This is a genomic window from Occallatibacter riparius (assembly GCF_025264625.1).
Lineage (GTDB): Bacteria > Acidobacteriota > Terriglobia > Terriglobales > Acidobacteriaceae > Telmatobacter > Telmatobacter riparius.
Window position 1 is genome coordinate 478,015 of record NZ_CP093313.1, and the last position, 21,554, is coordinate 499,568.

At 61.2% G+C, this 21,554-nt stretch carries 19 protein-coding genes; 9 read left to right on the forward strand and 10 right to left on the reverse strand.

Annotated features, from left to right (window positions below):
* Positions 1-89 precede the first annotated feature (89 nt).
* Complete coding sequence (locus MOP44_RS01765) at positions 90-1,064, forward strand: metallophosphoesterase family protein (protein WP_260794178.1); 975 nt, start codon at positions 90-92, stop codon at positions 1,062-1,064.
* Positions 1,061-1,834: a heme-binding domain-containing protein gene (locus tag MOP44_RS01770; protein WP_260794179.1), complete on the forward strand. Its 774-nt coding sequence runs from the start codon at positions 1,061-1,063 to the stop codon at positions 1,832-1,834. The genes MOP44_RS01765 and MOP44_RS01770 overlap by 4 nt, the downstream gene beginning before the upstream one ends.
* A 10-nt stretch (positions 1,835-1,844) precedes the next feature.
* Here MOP44_RS01770 and MOP44_RS01775 read toward each other — a convergent pair whose 3' ends face one another.
* The gene (locus tag MOP44_RS01775; protein WP_260794180.1) at positions 1,845-4,169 is read right to left on the reverse strand and encodes a RelA/SpoT family protein; all 2,325 of its coding nucleotides are present in this window, start codon (positions 4,167-4,169) and stop codon (positions 1,845-1,847) included.
* 379 nt (positions 4,170-4,548) lie between these two features.
* On the opposite strand from MOP44_RS01775, the gene MOP44_RS01780 reads away from it, so the two are divergent.
* A complete protein-coding gene (locus MOP44_RS01780; RefSeq protein ID WP_260794181.1) occupies positions 4,549-4,977 on the forward strand; it encodes a c-type cytochrome in 429 nt (142 codons plus the stop codon).
* Positions 4,978-5,017: 40 nt separating this feature from the next.
* A complete protein-coding gene (locus MOP44_RS01785; RefSeq protein WP_390905464.1) occupies positions 5,018-6,412 on the forward strand; it encodes a class I SAM-dependent rRNA methyltransferase in 1,395 nt (464 codons plus the stop codon).
* Here MOP44_RS01785 and MOP44_RS01790 read toward each other — a convergent pair.
* Together MOP44_RS01790 and MOP44_RS01795 are read right to left on the reverse strand one after the other, a co-directional pair.
* The gene (locus tag MOP44_RS01790; protein ID WP_260794182.1) at positions 6,409-6,993 is read right to left on the reverse strand and encodes a plasmid mobilization protein; all 585 of its coding nucleotides are present in this window, start codon (positions 6,991-6,993) and stop codon (positions 6,409-6,411) included. The genes MOP44_RS01785 and MOP44_RS01790 overlap by 4 nt on opposite strands.
* A 111-nt stretch (positions 6,994-7,104) precedes the next feature.
* The gene (locus MOP44_RS01795) at positions 7,105-8,472 is read right to left on the reverse strand and encodes a sensor domain-containing phosphodiesterase (protein WP_260794183.1); all 1,368 of its coding nucleotides are present in this window, start codon (positions 8,470-8,472) and stop codon (positions 7,105-7,107) included.
* 352 nt (positions 8,473-8,824) lie between these two features.
* Between MOP44_RS01795 and MOP44_RS01800 the strand changes: the two genes are divergently transcribed.
* Positions 8,825-9,025 (forward strand): hypothetical protein, encoded by a 201-nt coding sequence (locus tag MOP44_RS01800; protein ID WP_260794184.1) that lies wholly within the window; start codon positions 8,825-8,827, stop codon positions 9,023-9,025.
* A gap of 18 nt (positions 9,026-9,043) precedes the next feature.
* Here MOP44_RS01800 and MOP44_RS01805 read toward each other — a convergent pair whose 3' ends face one another.
* The 4 genes from MOP44_RS01805 to MOP44_RS01820 all read right to left on the reverse strand — a co-directional run bounded on the left by MOP44_RS01805 (position 9,044) and on the right by MOP44_RS01820 (position 15,296).
* Complete coding sequence (locus tag MOP44_RS01805; RefSeq protein ID WP_260794185.1) at positions 9,044-11,179, reverse strand: prolyl oligopeptidase family serine peptidase; 2,136 nt, start codon at positions 11,177-11,179, stop codon at positions 9,044-9,046.
* A gap of 129 nt (positions 11,180-11,308) precedes the next feature.
* Positions 11,309-11,800 (reverse strand): bactofilin family protein, encoded by a 492-nt coding sequence (locus MOP44_RS01810; RefSeq protein WP_260796722.1) that lies wholly within the window; start codon positions 11,798-11,800, stop codon positions 11,309-11,311.
* A gap of 228 nt (positions 11,801-12,028) precedes the next feature.
* The gene (locus tag MOP44_RS01815; RefSeq protein ID WP_260794186.1) at positions 12,029-12,589 is read right to left on the reverse strand and encodes a bactofilin family protein; all 561 of its coding nucleotides are present in this window, start codon (positions 12,587-12,589) and stop codon (positions 12,029-12,031) included.
* A 232-nt stretch (positions 12,590-12,821) separates the two neighbouring features.
* Positions 12,822-15,296: a zinc-dependent metalloprotease gene (locus tag MOP44_RS01820; protein WP_260794187.1), complete on the reverse strand. Its 2,475-nt coding sequence runs from the start codon at positions 15,294-15,296 to the stop codon at positions 12,822-12,824.
* 146 nt (positions 15,297-15,442) lie between these two features.
* On the opposite strand from MOP44_RS01820, the gene MOP44_RS01825 reads away from it, so the two are divergent.
* Positions 15,443-15,931 (forward strand): protein-tyrosine phosphatase family protein, encoded by a 489-nt coding sequence (locus tag MOP44_RS01825; protein ID WP_260794188.1) that lies wholly within the window; start codon positions 15,443-15,445, stop codon positions 15,929-15,931.
* Positions 15,901-16,503, forward strand: a complete 603-nt coding sequence (locus MOP44_RS01830; protein ID WP_260794189.1) for a hypothetical protein — start codon at positions 15,901-15,903, stop codon at positions 16,501-16,503. The genes MOP44_RS01825 and MOP44_RS01830 overlap by 31 nt, the downstream gene beginning before the upstream one ends.
* Here MOP44_RS01830 and MOP44_RS01835 read toward each other — a convergent pair.
* The 3 genes from MOP44_RS01835 to MOP44_RS01845 form a co-directional block, all read right to left on the reverse strand.
* Positions 16,459-17,748, reverse strand: coding sequence for a glycosyltransferase (locus MOP44_RS01835; protein WP_260794190.1), 1,290 nt, complete (start codon positions 17,746-17,748; stop codon positions 16,459-16,461). The two genes, MOP44_RS01830 and MOP44_RS01835, sit on opposite strands and share 45 nt — an antisense overlap.
* Positions 17,745-18,905, reverse strand: coding sequence for a hypothetical protein (locus tag MOP44_RS01840; protein ID WP_260794191.1), 1,161 nt, complete (start codon positions 18,903-18,905; stop codon positions 17,745-17,747). The genes MOP44_RS01835 and MOP44_RS01840 overlap by 4 nt, the downstream gene beginning before the upstream one ends.
* Positions 18,906-19,108: 203 nt before the next feature.
* The gene (locus tag MOP44_RS01845; protein WP_260796723.1) at positions 19,109-20,089 is read right to left on the reverse strand and encodes an LOG family protein; all 981 of its coding nucleotides are present in this window, start codon (positions 20,087-20,089) and stop codon (positions 19,109-19,111) included.
* Positions 20,090-20,212: 123 nt separating this feature from the next.
* On the opposite strand from MOP44_RS01845, the gene MOP44_RS01850 reads away from it, so the two are divergent.
* Together MOP44_RS01850 and MOP44_RS01855 are read left to right on the forward strand one after the other, a co-directional pair.
* Positions 20,213-20,530: a hypothetical protein gene (locus MOP44_RS01850; RefSeq protein WP_260794192.1), complete on the forward strand. Its 318-nt coding sequence runs from the start codon at positions 20,213-20,215 to the stop codon at positions 20,528-20,530.
* Between the two features lie 443 nt (positions 20,531-20,973).
* A complete protein-coding gene (locus tag MOP44_RS01855; protein WP_260794193.1) occupies positions 20,974-21,525 on the forward strand; it encodes a hypothetical protein in 552 nt (183 codons plus the stop codon).
* The last annotated feature ends 29 nt before the right edge of the window (positions 21,526-21,554 follow it).

A 21,554-nucleotide genomic window follows, 5' to 3' on the forward strand; every position in this document is an offset into this window, starting at 1 on the left:
CCCTTCCACATGGCGACGTAGACGATGGAATAGAAACACACTTGTTCAGTTCTCCTCTGTGCAGGCTTTCAGAGATCGCAGGAGGATGAATGAGCAAGGACGTTGTGAACGATGCGCCTGTGCCGGACGCGCATGACGGTATTGATCGCCGGAACTTTCTCTCATGCATGGCATGGGCTGGTACCGGGCTGCTGTGGTCGATGGTCGGAGGCGTCCCGAGCGCCCGATTGCTCGGTCAATCTAAGGCGAGTGGACGCTTTGGTGGACATGAAGACTTTACGTTCGCGCATATCAGCGACAGCCACATCGGATTTAACAAAGGCGCAAATCCGGATGTCTCCGGCACGCTGCGCAAGGCCATCGATCGCGCTAACACGATGGCAGCGGGCATGAAGCCGCCGGACTTCCTGCTGCACACCGGCGACATCACGCAGAATTCAAAAGCAACTGAGTTTGACACGGCCGCGGAGTTGAACAAGAGCTTTCGCGGTGAGGTGTTCTATGTGCCGGGCGAGCACGATTTTATCGACGACGGCGAGCAGTACAAGCAGCGCTTTGGCAAGAACACCGTCGGCAACGGCTGGTACAGCTTTAATCACAAGGGAGTTCATTTTGTCGGCCTGAACAACTGCGTTCAAGTCGATGCGATGGGGAACATTGGTGCCGAGCAGCTGGCGTGGATGAGGTCCGATCTGGCTGGGCTTAGCGCATCCACTCCGATCGTGGTATTCGCGCATATTCCGCTTTGGATGGTGTATGAGAAGTGGGGCTGGGGCACCGGGGACGCGGCACAGGCTCTCGCGCTGCTGAAGCGGTTCGGCTCGGTCACTGTTCTCAACGGCCACATTCATCAAGTGATGCAAAAAGTCGAGGGGAATGTGTCGTTTCACACTGCCATGTCGACGGCGTTTCCGCAGCCCGCACCGGGCGCGGCTCCGAATCCTGGGCCGATGACGGTCGCGGCCGGCAAGCTCGCGAGTGTTATTGGCATCACGGATGTGAGAGTGGTGCGCGGGCATTCTCACCTCGCGGTGGTGGATCACACGCTTGGGGAAGGGGCATGACGGTTGCGAGCAAGCTGGGCATCGCGTTCGCCGTCATTGTTACGTCTGTCGCTCTCGCTCAGGTCCATCCGTTCGGCGATCCGAAACGCGACTCTCAGGAGTCGCGTGAAGGCTTGCTTCAGGCGGCAGGAATGCCCGATTCCGCACGCCGCACGTTGGTCACTAAATGCGCTGACTGCCATTCCAACGCGACGCGCTGGCCGGTGTACTCGCGGGTCGCACCGGCATCCTGGCTGATCGAGCGGGATGTGGCGGAGGGGCGCAGGCACATGAATCTGTCGCGCTGGCATGAGTTGTCATCCGATCAGCAGCAGTCACTGGAGCAGGAGATTGCGCAGGAGGCAAAGGCGGGTGAGATGCCTCCGGTGCAGTATCGGCTGCTGCACTGGACGGCGCGCCTGAACGCGGCTGACCGGGCGGCGTTGGGCGCGCTTGCTCCGGCAGGAGATGGCGAGTTGGGGACGGCGAAGGCTGGAGATGCGGAGCGAGGGCGCGACCTTTTCGGCGGACGGTGTACTGGCTGCCATGCACTCGATGCGGATCGGGAAGGGCCGCGGCTGCGCGGAGTGTACGGGAGGCGCGCGGGCTCGGTGCCTGGTTTCGGGTACTCGTCGGCATTGAGGAATTCAGGAGTGACCTGGTCCGACGCCACTCTGGAACGATGGCTCAGCGGCACGGATGCGATGGTGCCGGGCAATGCTATGGAGTTCTTTGTTCCGAGGGCACAGGAGCGAGCCGATCTGATCGCCTTCCTAAAGTCGTTGCACTAGCACGGGCGCGTCAGATTTTCTGGGTGCGCTGAACGGAGCGAACGCCGGGAACGCGGCGGAGGCCGAGGACCATCTTGTTGAGATGGCGCAGGTCTTCGGCTTCGACGACGAATTCCACAGCGGCTTCGCCGTTCTTGTCGTGCTTGGTATCGACGCCGCGGATGTTGGTGTCGTCGTCAGAGATGACGGCGGTGAGTTCTTTCAACATGCCGGCGCGGTCGTCGCAGAAGACGGTGATCTTGACGGGGTAGCGCTGGCGGCGGCCGGGTGTTTCGTCGCCTACTCGGGACCACTCTACGGCGATGCGGCGGTCGCTCTCGTAAAGCAGGTTCTGCACGTTAGGACAACTGCGCGCGTGAACGGCCACGCCTTTGCCGCGGGTGACGTAACCCACGATCTCTTCGCCGCGGATGGGATTGCAACATCGCGCTCGATAGACGAGCAGATCATTCTGGCCTTCAACTTGGAGAGAGTCAGAGCCCGTGAGGTGCAGCTTGCGGACGGCCTCGGACATCTCGCCGGGCTGGGGCTCAGCGGCAACATCTTCCCCGGGCTGGTGGACCATGCCGGGCGCGAGCTTGTTGAGCACCTGATGCGCGGAGTGCTTGCCTTGGCCCAGCGTCGCGAGCAGGTCAGCGGCAGTCGCGACTCCATACTCGTTGGCGATGCGGCCGAGGTCCTGGTCAGAGAGCTGCGCCATGGGCACCTTGTAGCGGCGGGCTTCTTTTTCAAGGAGCTTGCGGCCGATGTCGACGGCGCGGCGGCGCTGGTCTTCATTGAGCCAGTGCTTAATCTTGTTGCGGGCGCGCGGACTCTTGACGAAGGTGAGCCAGTCGCGGCTGGGCTTGTGGTCTTTCTGGGTGACGATCTCGACGATGTCGCCGGTGCGGAGCTTGGTGCGGAGCGGCACCATGCGACCGTTGACCTTCGCGCCGACACAGGTGTGTCCGACTTCAGTGTGGATGGTGTAGGCAAAATCGACAGGAGTGCCGTCTGCCGGAACCACAACGACCTTCCCCTTGGGCGTGAAGGTGTAAACCTCGTCGGGATAGAGGTCCATCTTCAGGCTGGAGAGGAATTCGTTGGGATCGGTCATCTCCTTCTGCCACTCGACGAGTTGGCGGATCCAGGCGAGACGCTCTTCGTCGCGGGCGGTGACGGGGTCACCCTTGGCCTTGTACTTCCAGTGTGCCGCGATGCCTTCCTCGGCGATGCGGTGCATCTCCTCTGTGCGGATCTGTACCTCGAACTGGTGCCCCCCCTCGCCGATGACCGTGGTGTGCAGCGACTGGTAGCGGTTGGCGCGGGGGATGGCGATGAAGTCCTTGATGCGGCCGGGGACCGGTCGCCATATTGAGTGGATGAGACCGAAGACGGCGTAGCAAGCGCCGACGTCCTGGGTTATGACGCGGATAGCGAGGAAGTCGTAGACCTGGTCGAACGAGCTGCGCTGGCGCTGGATCTTCTGGAAGATGGAGTAGAGGCGCTTGATGCGCCATTCGACGCGGGCGTCGATGTTGTTCTCACGCAACTGCTCGTTCAGAATGTCTTCAACAGTGCGCAGGAACTGCTCGCCCTCGACGCGGCGGGCTTCGACGGCCTGCGACATCTTTTCGTAGCTGACCGGATCAGTGTAGCGGAACGCGAGATCTTCGAGTTCGCCGCGCACCTTGCCCATACCGAGGCGGTGGGCCAGGGGGGCGTAGATGTCCATGGTCTCGCGGGCGATAGCTTCCTGGCGGTCGGGCTTGAGGTGCTCAAGGGTCCGCATATTGTGCAGGCGATCGGCGAGCTTGATGAGCACCACGCGAATGTCGGTGACCATGGCGAGAAGCATCTTGCGGACGTTCTCAGCCTGCCGGTCTTCGCGGTTGGCGAATTGGATCTTGTCGATCTTGGTGACGCCCTCGACGATGTGGGCTACCTGGTCGCCGAAGTTGACGGCGATTTCGTCGCTGGTGGCGGGGGTGTCCTCAACCGCATCGTGGAGAAGCCCGGCGGCGATGGCCGTGGCGTCGAGCTTCATCTCGACAAGAACTTCCGCCACTTCAAGCGGATGGATGATGTAGGGCTCGCCGGAGGCCCGCATCTGGCCGGCGTGGTGCTGGACGCAGAATTCCCAGGCTTTACGGATTAGGCAAACGTCTTCATTGGGGCGATTCGCCAGCACCTGGCGCAGAAGGCTCTCGAAGCGCTGATCGATGTCGGCCTGGGTTAGGTTGCGGCGAGATTTGGGCGGCTTTGATTCGGGCCGCGCCGGGGCCGGAGTCCCCTGAACCGCAGTCTCAGCTGCAGGGGCAGAGGCATCGGGTATGGTCTGCCGGACCGTCGCCATACTTCATTATAGGCAGATCGTGTTTCAGAAGCACCTGAGAGGAGGTGAGATAGACCCAGGAATGCCGGTACTGCGCCGGTTTAGGAAACCAGGAATGAGCTGCTGGAAGCGGCGAAAAAGTGGTGCTTATGCGAATAGATGGTAGCGTTTCCGCAGTTGGGATGTCGGTGTCTTGCGGCCCATTTGAGTGTGTCGGCAATCACAGCCCGGGCACCCGAAGGCGGGGGTAAAGTACCCAGCGGACTACGGTCAGACCAGAGTCCGTTCTGTGTTTGGATCCCGCCGAATTCACGGCTGAGAAAGCCGCTGGGCATCGGCGCTGGTAGTACGCAGCAAGCCGGATTCTGGCCTGCCCCAAGTGTCCAGAACCGAGGATCTTATGTTGAAACGCTTCGCAGTCATAGCCGCCGCAGCTGCTCTTTTTATGGCTGCCGGTTATGCCAATGACAACAAAGGAAAAGTGACCGTTCCCGTGGAGCGGGTAAATCCCACGGATGGCAAACTTATGTACAACAGCTACTGCGCGCCGTGCCATGGCACGGACGGACGCGGGGCTGGACCGGTTGCCGGTGCTTTGAAGTCGCAGCCGACCGACCTGACAATCCTGGCCAAGGCCAACAACGGGAAGTTTCCGGATGCGCATCTCGTATCAGTGCTGCAGTTTGGCTCGAGCCTGCCCGCGCACGGGAGCGCACAAATGCCGGTGTGGGGCCAGCTTCTTGGTAAGATAGACACCGTTCACAAGCAGGACACGCAGCTCAGAATCGCGAATCTGAGCCACTACCTGCAGAGCATTCAGGCGAAGTAAGCAGCCGGCGGCGGCTTTGCTCCGGCCGTGAGGAGGAGCAATGCCAAAACCAGCGAAAACATCGAAAGGCAAATTGAAGGCGCCCGCGTCCAGAACAGGCGGGGCGCCTTCTGATTTTCAGGCTAGGAATTCGGGTAAGTCTCAGAAGCCTGGGGGAGCGGAAGTTTCAACGAAGCCAAAGAGGACGCCGGCTCCGGCTTCGGGTGGCCCATCTGCTTTCGGTGCACGGATAAGCCAGCGGGCGGCCGACCGGCTGCGCAGCGGACATGTGTGGGTGTACGCGTCGGATGTGGAGAGTCTGGAGACGGGGGGTGAGTCCGCTCCCGCTCTGCTGCCGGTTGCGGATAATCGCGGCCTTCTGCTGGGAACCGCGCTCTACAGTCCGTATTCGCAGATTGCGCTGCGGCTGGTGTCGCACGAGGCGATCGGCGGGAGAGTGTGGCTGGGGCTGCTGGAGTCGAGATTACGGAAGGCGATTGCCGGCCGCGCGGCTTTGCTGGGCGAGAACACGAATGCGTGCAGGCTGGTCTTCAGCGAGGCAGATGAGATTCCCGGGCTGGTAGCTGACCGGTACGGCGACCTGGTGATTCTGCAACTGCTGACGCGGGGACTGGATTCGGCGGCCGTGCGAGATGCCTGCGTGCGGGTGCTGCGCGAGGAGCTGTCGCCGGCGGCGATTTTGGAGCGGCCGGATCCCAGGGTGCGCGAACTGGAGGGGCTGTCGGCTCCGGGGCTGGCGCCGCTGTGGGCGAAGGACGCCGAGTCTCAGTTGACCAGCACGGTCTTCCGGCTGAATGGACTGGAATTCTTCTACGACGCGAATGGCGGCCAGAAGACCGGGGCGTTCCTCGATCAGCGTGCCAATTACCTGGCGACTGCGAATTGGGCGGAACGGCTGAATACGACAGGGCGGGCGCTGGACGTCTGCACCTACCAAGGCGGCTTTGCACTGCACCTGGCGCGCGTGTGCCGGCAGGTGACGGGCATCGATGCCTCCCGGGCATCGCTCGAAGTTGCGGAGAAGAATCTGGAACGAAACCGGGCACGTCTGAAGGCCGAAGTGGACTGGGTCGACGCCGACGCATTCGATCTTTTGCGCGACTGGTCAGATGCGAAGGAAAGCTTCGACACGATCGTGCTGGATCCGCCGGCGTTTGCAAAGACGAAGCGAGCGGTAGAAGGCGCGCTCCGCGGCTACAAGGAGCTGAACCTGAGGGCGCTGAAGATGATCCGACCCGGCGGGCTGCTCGTGACGTGTTCCTGCTCGCATCACGTGGGTTGGAGCGATCTGGAAGGCGCCGTGGCTTCGGCTGCGGCCGACGCGCACCGGCGCGTGCGGATCCTGGAGAGGCGCGGGGCGGCGCTGGATCATCCGGTGGTGCTGAATCTGCCCGAGAGCGAGTATCTGAAGTGCCTGGTGCTTGAGGTGGATTAGGCGGCTGAACGCTTCTTCCATGAGAAAAGGCGAGTGAGCCGACTCTGGTGCTGCGGGGACTGCGCGGGCGTTGGTTCCGTGTGCCGCATTTCCGCGATGGTCTGCTTCACCTGGGTACGCAGGCTCTCCACTTCAAAAGCGCAGGAACGTAGGTAAGCGGAAATGGTGAGACCGGCTTCCCCGGCACGCTGGCGCAGTTGGTCATTTTCGGCGCGCGTGAGGCGGACAGTCACGCTGGCTGACTTGCGGCCAGCAGCATCGGTACAGAGCGACGATGCCTGGGCGGAGAGTGGCGCTGTGCGTTGCGGGAGGTCAGCAGAGGCGGGGCTGGAATCAAACAGCGGCAAACTGGCCGGAAACGCAGGCTGTGAGGGCTGCGCTTCCGGGCTCAACGCATGATCTGAAGAGGGCCGATACCGTGCATGCGTCTTGAGCGCATGTTCGTAGGTGAGTGTAGCGATGTCCTCGGCGAGACCATCGAGGTCGCGTGCCGGAGGGAACTTCTTCTCCGGGGAGGCGATGTCAGCCAGCATTCCTGCAAAGCTGCGATGACCGGGGGAGGGCTGTGCGAAAGCTGACATGGGACCAGCGTAGGTCCGGACCTCCGCAGACTGCAGCAGAAAAACGAATCGCCGATCGATGCCGTTCCCATTTTGGCGCGCGAAGAACAGCTTCCCGATTTGGACCGGGCCTCACGCGACGTAGGCGGTGGGGGCGCACTCGGGGTCGGGGAGAACGCGGCCGGGCAAGCGGAGTAGGTGGCTGATCTCTCTTGCGGGCATGGGCTTCGCGAACAGGTAGCCCTGCCCGTATCGGCAGCCCATCTGGCGGAGAAGTCGGTACTGGTCGCGCGTCTCGATGCCTTCGGCGACGACATCCATGCCCAGCACGCGCGCGAGCTCGATGATAGTGCGAACGATCTGCAATGGCTGGTCGCCATCAGACATGCGGCCGACGAAGGAGCGGTCGATCTTGAGTACATCGAACGGGAAGGAATGCAGGTTCGACAGCGAGCTGTAGCCGGTGCCGAAGTCGTCCATCGAAAGAGAGATTCCCAGGGAGCGCAGGCCGCCGAGGACTTCGACGGCAGTTCCCATGTTGGGGATAAGACTCGACTCGGTCATCTCGAGACCGAGCTGGCGGCTGGAAGTTCCAGACTGCATGAGGAGCGTCTCTACGTGGTCGGCGAGTCCCTCGCGAAGGAACTGCCGCGCGGAAAGATTCACGCAGACGCGCAGGGAGCCGTGGCGCGGATCTTCTTCGCGCCAGACCTGGATCTGGTTGCAAGCCTCGGCGAGGCCCCAGTCGCCAATGGGCAGAATCATGCCACTTTCCTCGGCGGCCGGAATGAAGTCCATGGGAGAGACGAGTCCGCGGTCAGGATGATGCCAGCGAATGAGCGCTTCAAGGCCGACGATGCGGCGCGAGGCGAGGTCAACTTCAGGCTGGTAATGGAGCACGAATTCGCGGCGCTCGAGCGCGCGGCGCAGATCGGCACTACGTGGCCAGGCTTCAGTGTTCGGGCGGAAAGCCTGGACGTGGCGCGCCGGCTGACTCGCACAGATGCGACGCAGCCGCTGCAACTCAAGCTGAGCGGAAACCATCTCCGCCATGTTCTCGAGCGACTGGAGTTCGGAAGCCGTGAGGCTGCGATGCTCGTGTCTGTACAAGAGTGTGAGAGAGCCGAGGATCAGGCGTTCACTGGAGCGCACCGGGACGCTGGCTGCAAAGGCGAAGTTGCGGTCGTTCACCTGTTTCCAATGTCCGGCAGACCGCGCCCATTCATGCAGGCCGGGGACCTGGCACGGAGCGTCGCTGGCGAGAATCATTTCGAAAAGGGATCCCTGGCGGGGAATCTCGCGGAGTGCTTCGCCCCAGTGCGATTTCACCCAGTAGCGCGTCTCGTCAGCAAAGCCGATGAGAGCGGTGTCAGCATTGAAGTATTCGGCCGCGAGACGCGTAATGGCATCAAACGCAGGATCGGGTGGGGTATCCAGAATTCCGGTGGCATCCAGAGCAGCCAGCCGCGCTCCTTCTTCCTCAAAGAACTGTTCGCTCAACCTGGTCTCTTCAATCATCAATCCCGGGCCCTTTAATGAGGCTCTAAGGTGAGCCTCACTCGCGAATAGCGACAAAATTCATGCACGCTCGGATAGGTTATCGGTGCTTGCGATGAAGTCCGCTACGTTACGGTAGGCCAGCCGACCTTGGTAATGGAGGTTATTAGAAGACGAGTGCGAGTTGTCCTGTTTCGGGACGTCGTGCTGATTCGATTCAGTGGCGTGAGCTCACACAGATTGCATCATCGGAATTGCAGGCAACCGTCCGGTTACAGACACCATCCGGTACCGCGTTGGTGCTAGCATCCGTTTTGATCAGACGCTCGACTGCGCCGATCTTACTGGGGGATGCATGAGGATTCCGGCGGTTCGGGAGCGCGTAGCGATCACAGGTTTACCGGGCTCATTTCTGGTAATGGCAGTGGATCGCGATCGCCAGGTTGCTGATCTTCTTCCTACGATCGGCGACCGGGTGCTCGAAGAGGATGTGCCGTTCGCGTCGATTCTGCCGATGCTGGACATCCGCGGCCGCCACAATTCGCAAGGCGATTAGAACTCCCCAACACAGTCTCTACTTCGCGTGTGCGCTTGCCTTCACGAGACCACTTTCGGTCCACAGGAAGGCAAGTTGGTCTGCATCGTCTTCGATCTGCTGCTCCACGCTGACGCCGTCAGAGTGGCCGCCCTTCACGCTGTAGTGCAGCAGAATGGGACGGCCGCTGGTTGAAGCAGCCTGCATGAGCGGCGTCATCTTGCGCGCATGTAGCGGATCGACACGCGTGTCGTTGTCGCCAGTGAAGAACATGATGGCGGGGTAAGGCGTGCCCTGCTTCACGTTTTGATAGGGCGAGTACTTGAGCAGATAAGGAAACTGCTGTTCGTCGTCGGCCGAGCCGTACTCGGTGGTCCACTGCGGGCCCTGCTCGAACTTCTGGTAGCGCAGCATATCGAGCAGCGGATAGCCGCACCAGATGGCGGCGAAGAGCTCAGGGTGCTGCGTCATGGACGCGCCCATGAGCAGGCCGCCGTTGGAACGGCCGGTGATGGCGAAGTGATCCGCTGACGTGTACTTCTTGTCGATGAGATATGTAGCTGCGGCGAACCAGTCGTCGAAGACATTCTGCTTTTTCTCGAACATCGCCTGCTCGTGCCACTTCTCACCGTACTCGCCGCCGCCACGCATGTTGGGCTGCGCGAACCATCCGCCTTGCAGCATCCACCACGCCCACGCGGGGTTCCAGCGTGGGGCCATGCTGAGATTGAATCCGCCGTAGCCGGTCATCAGCAGGCGTTCGGAGCCGTCCTGCTTCAGGCCCTTCTTTCCGGCGATGAACATGGGGATGCGCGTGCCGTCTTTCGACTGATAGAAGACCTGCTTGAGATCGAATTGCGCGGTGTCGAAGGGGACCTTGGGCTGTGCGAACACTTCGCGCTTGCCGGTGGCTGTGTCGAGCCGGTAGAGCGTGGGCGGCTGGATGAACGACTCAAAGCTGAAGAAGCCGTACCGCTCGCCTGCGTGGCCCTGGATGGCGGATGCTGATCCCATGCCGTCGAAGTCAACTGTGCCGGCGGGCTTGCCAGCCAACGTGTAGGCGGAGATCTCGGTCTTCACGTCCTTCAGGCGCTTGACGTAAATTCTGCTGCCGACGATGGAGAAATCGTCGATAACATCAGCGCCTTCGGGAACGACCTTGGCCCAAACATCAGGCATGATGCCGCCGAGATCGGCTTTGAGGATGCAGCCATTGGGTGCGTGATAGTCCGTCTTCACATACCAGCCGTTGCCCGCGTGAATGGCGGAGAAGCGGCTGTCGATTCCCCACACGATGAGGTCAAACGGCGAGTCGGCCTTGGTGAGGTCGCGATAGACGATGTCGACCCGCTTGGCGGGAACGCCGCGGTTGATGGTGATGACGAGATAGCGCCAGTCCTCGGTAACGCTGGCGGTGAACAGATCGATGGGCCCCAGTTGCTCGCCGCGAAATTCGTTGCCAAAGATCAGCGCGTCCTTTGAATTGCGCGTGCCGATGAAGTGCTCGTACATCAGCGTGCCCTTGCGGGTCTGCTTGCAATAGAAGATGGCTTTGCCGTCGGGGGTGAAGCTCACGGATCGGTAAAGAGCAGAGGGCAGCTCATCTTCGAGCGTCTTCTTCGTTTTCACGTCGAGGATGTGCAGCACGGTCTCATCGGCGCCGCCGGCGCGCTCGCCATAGACGATCATTGACGCGTCGCGTGAAACGGCCGAAAGTGTGAGCGATGTATTGGGATCGCGGCTGAGCTGCGCCGGATCGACGAGGCGCTCGTCCTTCGCGGTCCAGCTGCGGCGCACGTAGATGGATGCCTGGTCTTCGCCGGCGATGCGCTTGAGGAAGAAGTAATTGCCGTTGCGCTCGATGGGCAGCGACCAGCGCGACACATGCTCGAGGCCGTCGAGATCATCGAGAAGCTGCGTGCGGATCTTGGCCTGCTTCAAATACCGCTGTGTATAGACGTTCTGCTCGTCGATGAACTTTCGCGTTTCTGCGCTCTTCGCGTCTTCGAGCCAGCGGTAGTCGTCGGTGATTTTGGTGCCGAAGTAGTTGTCGATGACCGGCTGTTTTTCGACTTCAGGAGGGGGCGGCAGAGTAATGCCATCGCGGCCGTGAATGGCTTGGGCGTGAGTAAGAGTGGCGCAAAGAACAAGGCTGAGAACGAGAAGACGCCTCATGAGATCCCCCGCGGACAGGATACGCGACGATGTCACGAAAGGCTGCGTGATGTGCGAACAGCTGCAAAACGCACAAGCCCCGCATCAGCTTAAGCTGACGAGCGGGGCTCGGGTTTATCTGCTTACAGGCTAGGCGTGCGCTTTGGCAGGCTCGCTGGCCGAAGCAGCGGCGGGCTGGTTCTTGGCATCGGGCTTGCGAATGTCGATGCCGCCCTTGAAGAACGCGCCGTCTTCAATGCTGATACGCGCCGCGGCTACATCGCCGGTGAGGGCGCCTTCGGCACGGATGTCCACGCGGTCAGTGGCGGTGACGTTGCCGCGCACCTTGCCGAGCACAACGACTTCGCGCGCGGTGATACTGGCGGCGACATGGCCGTTGCGTCCAACGGTGACGCGGTTGCCGTTCAAGTTCACGCTGCCCTCAACCTTGCCATCAATAAACAGCGATTCGGAGCCGGAGATTTCGCCCTTGATAAACAGGCCCTTGCTGATGGTGGCCTGGTCACCAGCGGTCACACCCGCGCTTCTGGCGGTTTCGACGGACGACGAGGGCGGAGCCGGGCGCACCGGCTCGGGCGGAGTGTTGGACACGGGCTGCTCGGGTTGGCTTGGTTTCCACATACGATTCAAAAAGTTCCTTTCCTGGCCGCTCGGGGGGATTAACGTACAACAAACGGGGCGATAGAACCAAACGCGGCTGTGAGCATTCTATTTAAGCCGTCTCCTTACGCGCATGCGGCTTCCAGTACTCGCCCGGACCAAGGCTGCAGACAAATTAATACTGCAATGGAATGATTCTCGCACACAAGAGGCTGCGGCGGCCCAGGGAGGGGCCGTGCGGAGACGTATCTAAAGAGATAACTGGACTTCTACCGCTTCGGCCGGCTGAGCTTCCGCGGGAGCGTCAGCGGACGACGCTTCGGCGGTGGCGGGCTGGGCCGGCTTTTGGTCGCGCCGGATGTCAATGCCACCACGGAAGTAGGCGCCGTCTTCGATGCTGACGCGGGCGGTGCTCACATCGCCGGCCAGCGAGGCCTGGGCACGAAGGTCGACCCGGTCGCTGGCGAAAACACTGCCGGTGACCGAACCGAGGATCACGATTTCCCTCGCGGTGATGCAGGGACCCGGTTCTCCGCTTTTCGCCGCGATCACGTGGCCATTCTTGCCGATGGTGACGCGTTCGCCGGGAATGCTAATTGTGCCTTCGACGGTGCAATCGATGAAAAGCGGATCGGTGCCAGAGATATGGCCTTTGACCACAATGCCCTTGTTCAAGCTGGTCTGGTCAGAACCGGCGAACGCGGCACGCGGCCGCGCGTCAGCGGCCGGTAGAGGAGCAGCCGGGCGAACCGGTTCAGGGATGGGGACAAACGCTGGAACTGAAACGTTCTCTGGCTTCTGCTTCCACATGGGTCTTTCCTTTCGGGATATTCCGCAGAAACATTTCAACGGCAGGCGAATTGCCCGTTATGAGAAATCGTCAACGCGCGCACGGCTGTTCCCTTCACCGGGGGCGTTGGTAGCGGGAATTTCGCAAACCAAGGCTTGGAGAGGATTCTCGCACACGGCTGATAGTTCTGCTAGTTACCTGCGCAGGTGCTCGTAGAGCCTGCGCGAATTTGCCGGCGCTGTGAGTTACTTGTCACTCCAGCGAGGCATCCCCTAAGTCATCGCCGATCGGCTGGCCGGGCGGCGTGGGCAGTTCGGCAGCGGGGGCGAACTTCTCCGGCTCGCGCAGGAAGCGATCGATCTCAGCCTGGCCTGCTGACCTGTGCGCGGTGAGATCGCCGGCCGCATTGGAACGCTGGGTTGCGAGCCAGTCCTTCAGCTCCACCGCCTTCGCTCGGGCGATCCCACGCGCCTCGGCCGAAGCCTGATTGTCCGCTGCGAGGCCAAGCAGATGATTGAGCACGATGTGTTCAACTGTGATCTGAGTCTGCGCCGCGAGGCTATTCTGGCGCGGTGATTTCCATGTTGCTGAGAGAACCGCGTCGAGCACTTCTTCCAAGCCAGGCTGGCTTTCGTCGCGCGCGTGATCCTCTATCAGCCGCGAAGCGCGTGCTGGGTTGAAGAGGAGCGAGCTCGTCAAGTTCGTAGCGGCTTCCACAGGTCCCGTTGCATCGAAGGTCAATCCGGTGTGAGCGCCGAAGGACTCGCGCGTGCGGGGATACTCCGGCGGGCGCGGCGGAAAGATCTTCAGCAACGACTCAGGTACAGTGAGGTTCTCAGGCGAAAGCGTTTGGAGCACGGCCTTGAGCGCGTCGCGCTGCTGATCGGGCGGAAGGAGTTCGGTGACCATGCCGCCATCGCCGCGCACGGCATACCGATAATTGAGCCCGCCAATCGACTTGGCCGCGGCTTCAGTCTGATAGCGGTGCAGCAGGTAGAGCGGGACGAAGGTGTCTTCAAGTTGCGCCATGGGAGTGCCGGGACGAATAGCGTCTTCGCTGAAGCGCGCCAGCGCCGCTTTGCGAACCTGCAGGATGCGCGTGAGTTCCGCGGGTGCGGATCCGCCGTTATCCCAGAGATGCGCGTAAGGGTGCGCGCTGCCGAGCGGGCGTGCATCTTCATCGGTCATATAGCGCAGGCCGGCGGCTTCGTCGTCGCGCAGGAGTTTGTCGAGCGCGGCGTGTTCATCGGCGCCCGGCGCGAACTGCGTGTAGCCATACTTGATGGCGGCCATATCCCACGCGCCGATTCCGGTTGCGTAGGCATGCGACAGTTCAGGCCGGCCGCTGGCGTCGAGCGTGATCAACGGGTGCGGATAGTCCATCACCGATGTGCCCTGCGCGATGGAAGACGCCGCGAAGTTATGCATCAGCCCCAGCGTGTGGCCTACCTCGTGCGCGGCGAGTTGCCGTGTGCGCGCCAGCACCATCGCTTCCATGTCTTTGGGGATCGGCTTGCCGTCGATGTAGGGTGCGAGAAGCGCCTCGGCAATCAGGTAATCCTGGCGCGAGCGCAGGCTGCCCAGAGTGACCTGGCCCTTGATGATCTCGCCGGTGCGCGGGTCGGTGACCGCCTCGCCATAGCTCCAGCCGCGCGTGTAGCGGTGCACCCACTGGATCATGTTGTAGCGGATGTCCATGGGGTCAGCGCCCTCGGGGAGCACTTCGACTTTGAAAGCGTTCTTGAAGCCCGCCGCTTCGAATGCCTGCGCCCACCAGTTCGCGCCTTCCACGAGTGCCGAGCGGATAGGTTCGGGTGCGCCGCGATCGACGTAATAGATGATGGGCTTCACGGGCTCGCTGATTGCGGCGTTGGGGTCCTTCTTTTCGAGGCGATGGCGCGCGATGAAGCGCTGATCGAGCGGCTCGCCGACAGGCACGGAATAATCGCGGTAGCTGACGCCGAAGTATCCTGCGCGCGGATCGAAGCGGCGTGGCTTGTATCCGGCATCGGGCAACTCGATCATCGACGTGTGCTCGCGGATGGTGATGGCGTGCGGATCGGGCGTGACCTCGGCTACATGCTCGCCCTTCGGCAAGCCTTCGGATGCGAACGTCAGCATGGCTTCAACTTCGGTGTTCTTCGGGAATGCTTTCGTGTTTTCAAGCGCGATGGCGCTTCGGCTGGGGTCGAGACGATACGCGCCCTGGCCTGTGGCCCGTAGCGATTCGGCTACGCCATGGGCATCGCGGAGAAAGAAGTTTGTAGCGTCCACCAGCACGCGGCCGTTCTCTTCCGCTTCGACTGTGAATCCCCACAGCACCGACTCGGCAAAGGACTGCGTCACCGCCATGCGCTCGTCGGGATCGGTTGCCGAAGAACGGAAGTCCAGGTTGGGCTCGATCAGCAGGACTTTGCCGCCGACGCGGGAGAAATGCACCACGTGGCCGCGGCCGAGTTGTCCGCGATCGAGGCCGATGTCGTTGGAGCCCATGCCGTGCGGCAATTGATCGAGCAGAAGGAAATCCTGGTCGAAGCGCGGAATCTCAAGGTAGAGCTTGCCTGCTTTCGCCTCCCAATCGAGCGGAAAGAGGCCGTCCTTGCGCTCCATGCCGGCAATCTTTTGACTCAGGCTCTGAGTAGCGTCGGCGGCATGCGCATGGGGCGCGGAGGCGACGGCGGACGCAACTGCGGCAGCGGCGAACAGGACACGAACGAATCGGCTCATGAACGAAACCTCGGGGAGACTCTAACTGGTGACGGATTCAAGCTGCGCTTGATAGGTATATACAGGATGAGGGGCCGGAGATCGAAACACTCTGTGGCTGCGGGTCACCGCCTCGATGATGAAAGCACTCCTGAGGGGACAAAGACTTGCACGAAATCTTTTGGATTCAGGACTCACCTGAGCTCAGGCTCGCGATCGTGATGCGTCCGCGAGGAGAAGATTGGCTCGAAAGCGAGTTGCGGCACATGAGGGAAAACGGCATCGAGACGCTCGTCTCCATGCTTGAGCCGTTTGAAGCGCGATGGCTCGGTTTGGACGCCGAGGAGAGCACCGCACGGCAAGTCGGCCTTGAGTTCCTCTCCTATCCAATACCCGACACGTATGTGCCGGCTGACGTGCCCGGTTTTCGCGCGTTTGCCACGGATCTGGCCAGACGGCTGAAAGCGGGAGAAGTTATCGGATTCCATTGCCGCGGATGCATTGGTCGAGCCACGATCGCATCCGCATGCGCGCTCATTCATCTCGGGTGGAGTGCGCAAAAAGCTCTCCATGCCATCCGCAAGGCGCGCGGCGTCTGGGTGCCAGATACGCCCGAGCAGGAGGCTTGGATACTCGCTTACCAGGCGCAATCATGACCATGCCGACCGTCAATCTAAGCTTCCCGCATGCATGGCGAGCAGAGATTCTTGCAGCGCGGCCGATGATTCTGCCGACTCGCCACTACGTTTATCCGCAGGCCGTGGAGGAAGTGGAACGCGGCGCGCTGGAGATCGAGGTGCGAACCGCGGCCGACGCGGTTCAGCCGTTCCTGGCCACATGCGCACTGGGCTTTCGCGATCCCATCACGCCGACCGGTATCTGGTCGGCGCCCAATGAGCATGAGCTGTGCGCGGTCTCCGGTGGCTACGCGTACATCATCGACACGACGCAGCCGGAGCAGTTCACCATGATCCACTACAGGCCGGTGCTGCAGGTGCTGCCTGCGGTCGAATCCGGTTTGCTGCTGTTTGTCGGCAATCGCACGATTCTTGCATGGGGACGCGACGGGCAAGCGTGGGAGTCGCCCAAGCTCTCCGACGAGGGCATGACGATTGAGGAGATCAGCGGCGCGGTGTTGCATGGCCTCGGCTGGGACATGTTCACCGATCGAGAGGTGCCGTTCTCACTCGATCTCGAGATGGGCAGCGTCGTTCGGCAGCCTCGATAGAATTTGCCTGTGCTTCGACAGGGCGGTCTCGTATCCACGATATACGCCTTCAAACACAGCATCCCAGCTTGCCGTTTCCGCATAGCCACGCGAGGCAACACGCATCCCTTCCAGCTTCTCCGCATTACCGAGCAGTTCGGCAATCGCTGTCGCAAACTCCTCGTCGGGCACAATGCGTCCAGTTTCTCCGTCGCGCACAATCGATTTGGGGCCGCCTTCTGGAGTGACGATGGCCGGGAGGCCGCTTGCCAACGCCTCCAGCACTACATTGCCAAACGTGTCGGTGTGCGAGGGAAAGACGAAGACGTCCATGTTGGCGTAGGCCGCTGCAAGCGCGTTGCCGGTCAACACCCCGGTGAACTCAGCTCGCGGCAAGTGCTCGCGCAGCCACTGCTCTTCCGCACCATGCCCAACAATCATGAAGCGGAAATTCGTCACACCAATCTGCTCAAGCTGTTCCTGCACGGTGGCAAGCAGGGCGACATTCTTTTCGACTGAGAGCCTGCCGCAAAAGCCCAGCACATATTGCCGATCATCAGCCAAGCGCGTCCGATTGCGCGGATGAAAGAGCTCTGCATCCACGCCGCGCGGCATCAGGAAGCATTGCCGGCTTGTAGTCCGTTCGAGCATGTCGCACAACTCGAGGTTGGGGGCGAAGAGCACATCAGCAATCGAATAGATCCTCGTGGCGACCGCGAGCGACGCGCCTTCGATCTTCTGCCCGACCGCGTCGGCCTGCTCCTTCGGCAGGATCTGCAACACGTGTTGCAACCGCCGAGCTGCATACTCATGGACATTAGTGTGCCAGCTTGCCGCAAGGGGCAGATCGCGCGTATGCGCAAGCGCAGCGCCAAGCATGCCGACTTCGCTGGGGCCGGTGATGTGAATCAAATCCGGCTCGAATCGCGCGAGGGCATCCTCGATCTGCGGTAAATGGCGCATGAACGCGGGGTCGAAGCGGAGGTCCTTTTCGAGTGCGAACGACAGGAACCCGCGCGGCAACTCGAGTATCCACACATTGTCTTCCTGGGTCAGCTTCTGCTCGCGGTCGCCAGCGCGCACGCACAGAAACGGCAACCCCCGGCGCCGCGCGAACGCCTCGAAGTTGCGGCTCGTGTGCGCGACGCCGTTGATCTCATGAAACGAATCGGGGAAGTACGCGACACGGGGCACTCGATCGAAAGGCCCGCGATCGAGTAAGCCATGGCCATTGAGTTCGTGGTGAACCGCTTCTCGTTCGCTCAACCTTCCTGCTCGCCCAATGCCATGCGCAGGTCATTCGTATCGCTCCACGCGAATCTCAAGCTGCCTGAAACCGGAGCGGAGCCCATCAGCATTACCAGCCCGATCGCCCAGCGCATCGCTCTAGGCGCCGCACCCTTCGGCCATATCTCGCTCAGCGGGCGAACGACGCCATTGGAGTCGGGATGAAACGTACGCTCGTCCCAGGTACGCGATCCCTGCGGAAAATCCGGATACGTGCGGATCGCATCGAGCGTCGATTGCAGCAGGCGATGTTTCCAGGGCTGCGCATACTGAGGCATGAAGAGCACGTTGCTGCGTCGCTCGCGCCTAATTTCGTGCACGAACTCGGTGAAGTTCGCAGCGTTCGTCACGTTGATATTTCCGTTCGGCTCCACACCGTGACGATCGCCGCCTGAGATCAGCAGCATGTTCCATTTGGCCGCCAGCGAACGTACTGCGCGGTTCTCTTCCCACGGCCGCAAGCCGTTCAGTTCCAACGCGTGCAAATAGTTCCCGTTCTTCAGCAGGAATTCGTTTACAAGGAATTCATGCTTGGCGTTACCTATCAGGAACAGGTCCCACATGGGATGGTTGAACACCACCAGAACATTCGGCTCGTCATTGAGTGCAGCCAGAATCTCCGTCAGGCGCTTGTCGCTGGGATTACGCGTGTAGTCTGCCAGCGTTTGCATCCACTCCTGGGCGCGGGCGCTGGGCAGGTTGTGGATGCCGAGATGGAAATCCTGCACGCCGCCATAAGGCGCGCTCCACTCCACTGACACTGGAATCTGCCGCGCGCTGGGCACGGTGCGCAGCAGCATGGGAGCGTTGATGTTGTCGTGATCGCTGATCGAAACCATCGAGTTGAGACCGAGATCTTCGATCTGCTTGCTTTCGAGATCGAAGGCAAGCTTCGGCGTCATGGGCGGCGTCCAATAGCTGGCCGCATAATTCACGCGCAGATTGTGAAAGGTCTGTGCTCTGGTTTCGAGCCTGGTGAGAAGTGGCCGAATCAGAGGGTACTGATTTCCAAGGTTGGCCAGAAAGTCGAGTGTCTCGTGCGACTGGTTGGTGTGACTATGAAGTGAAACGCCCGCGAGATATCCTCGAGCGGCGTCCTTGTCGCGCCACAGATAAGAGACGGTTGAGTTGGGCATGTCTGCTCCTCATTCCCGCTTTCCTGTTGGATGAGTTGTGCTTACAGTCCAGTCTCCCGGATACGCGTCAATTTCCGATGAACGGAAGGCGAACGGTAGTTCAATTGCGCGCGAGAATCAAGATGGTGACGGATCGCGTGGATTCGCGAATCGAAGGCTGTAGAAGCTTGACTCAGCGAGGTGAATCCGGCGCTTAAGCGAATTTATCGGCGGGTCCTGGCCACATCGGGAGGGAGGATTTCTTCGATGCTGACGCCGGGCAGCAGTTCCGGATCGGTGCTGACTTCCGGGCGGCGGCTGCCGGCCGCCTCCGGAATCAGGTAGTTCTCAGTGAGCCCCTGCTTGAGGCATTCGAATGCCTCTTCGGGCGTGTCTGCGAACTGAAAGAGTGCAACATCGTCGGGGGAGATGGCGCCTGTATCCACCAGCGCCTGGATATTGAAAACTCTCTTCCAGTAATCCGAGCCGTACACGACGACCGTGATCTTCTTTGCCAGCTTCTCGGTTTGCGTGAGCGTGAGGATCTCGAACATCTCGTCGATGGTGCCGAATCCTCCGGGGAAAACCACCAGCGCCTTCGACAGGTACGCAAACCACAGCTTGCGCATGAAGAAGTAGTGGAACTCGAAGTTCAGCGACGGCGTGATGTAAGGGTTCGGGGCCTGCTCAAACGGAAGCCGAATGTTCAGGCCGATCGTCTTGCCGCCGGCCTCGTGCGCACCACGGTTGGCGGCTTCCATAATGCCGGGGCCGCCGCCCGATGTGACAACGAAGCGGTGGCGCCGCGACGGGATTGTCTTCGCCCATTGCGTGAGCATGAACGCCAGACGCCTTGCATCTTCGTAGTAGCGCGCCATCTCCACGGCCGCAACAGCGCGTTTGCGCTGCAGATTGCTCGCCTTGCCTTCGACAATGTCTGGAATGGTTGCCGGTTGCTCTGCGCTGGGCGCCGCTTTGGTGGCGCCGGGCTTGTCGAGCAGTTCGAGCGCGTGATCGGCTTCTTCTTTGCCGCGAAAACGCGCGGAGCCAAAAAAGACAACCGTGTCCTGGATCTGCTCTCGCCGGAAGCGCGCCAGTGGCTCGGTGTATTCAGCGAGGATGCGGATGAGGCGACCATCCGCGCTGTTCAGAAAGGTGGGATTCTCATAGGCCAGAGGCGCGCGCTCCAGAGGCGGAGGCGACATCTCGTCTGGCGGCGGTAACTTTGCTTCTGCTGCAGGCTGCACATCTGTGCCGGCCTGTACCTTGTCGGCCTTGGCATTTTCTGCGGCCGCTTGCTGACTAACTGCCATAAACTATCCGTCCCGATGGCGGATCGCATCCCTGAACGCGATCCAAAGATTCAACAACCCCAGACCCGATATGATGCCGCGCACGGCGCCATTGGCAGCATATGCGCCGATCGTTGGAAATTGATTGAACAATGGATTCTGGTCCCAGAACGCACGGAACCATGGCGCAAGGCACACAGCCAGCCCGATATAGAGCCGCAGCAGGACGCGCAAAAACAACTCAGCGCGTTCCAGCCAGCGTGGGATGCGCTGCGGACCGTGCCTGTGCCCCTGGGATTGGGGTACGGTGCCTTCGGCTGTTGGACCGGATGCGGTGCCGGGAACCTGGGGTAAAGCGGAGCCTGTCGCTGTCCCGGGCTGTGTGGCCGGGTTCGCGGGGATAGGCGTCAATTCCGGCTCCTTCGACATTCAGTAGCGTGCCCAGCTCGTCGCCAGATGTCCGTAATCAGTTGCATCTACGAACTTTGACGCGCCGGCCGGAGCTTCCGTTTGACGCGCTCTCCAACGTTGCCGAGGCAACGGGCTAGTCCCACGGTAACACAGCGCATGGATGGCGTTTGGAGCGCCGGGCCAGAGGACCCATTGAGCCGGGTTGAACGATGACCAGCGCGGGCGTATCGTTTGGAGGTCGGGGCTTCGCGCGGCGTGGGCAGCACCTGTTCCGATCGCGCAATAACTCTCCAGTAGCTGCCCCTCACGACTGCGTTGGAGAATCGTCCAATGGGCGTAAGCTATGGTGCCCATGCAGGCACAACGCCCGGGCAAGGGGGCTTCCCGTGAAAACATTCGTTGTCCTTATCGCAATTGGAATGCTGGGCTCAGGTTTAACCATCGCGCAGCAGGCCGCCCCTCCGACCCCCACCGCTTCCACTCAGTTCGATATCACTCCGCCCCATCCCTGCTCCGTTGCCGAGATGCGCGTGCGCCAGGGGGGCGGTCTGCAGATGCTCCGCTCAGCGGATGGCGATTCAAAGCCGATCATGACGCCGGGGATTACCCTCAAGTCGAAAAACGGCAGACCGCTAGTATCCGCCACAGTTACTGTTCATGGCACAGCGCCTGGATCTGCAGTTGTTCCGGCCGTTTCAGACAGCGCCAACAACCTCAATCCAAAACGTCCGCACAACATGGCCACCACGGTCCAGGTAAAGCTCAGGGAAGTGGGAGATGGCAGCTATTCAGGTGAACTGACGCTGTCGGGATTCGGTGTGATCACCACAGTCGACTTGAAGGCCATGACCTACGCCGATGGGACTAGCTGGAAGGCGCCTGCGAAGCCGGAATGCAGCGTAGCGCCCGACCCGCTGCTCCTGGTCAGCGAACGGTAGTCCAAGTCACGAATGCGGACGCCTTGCAA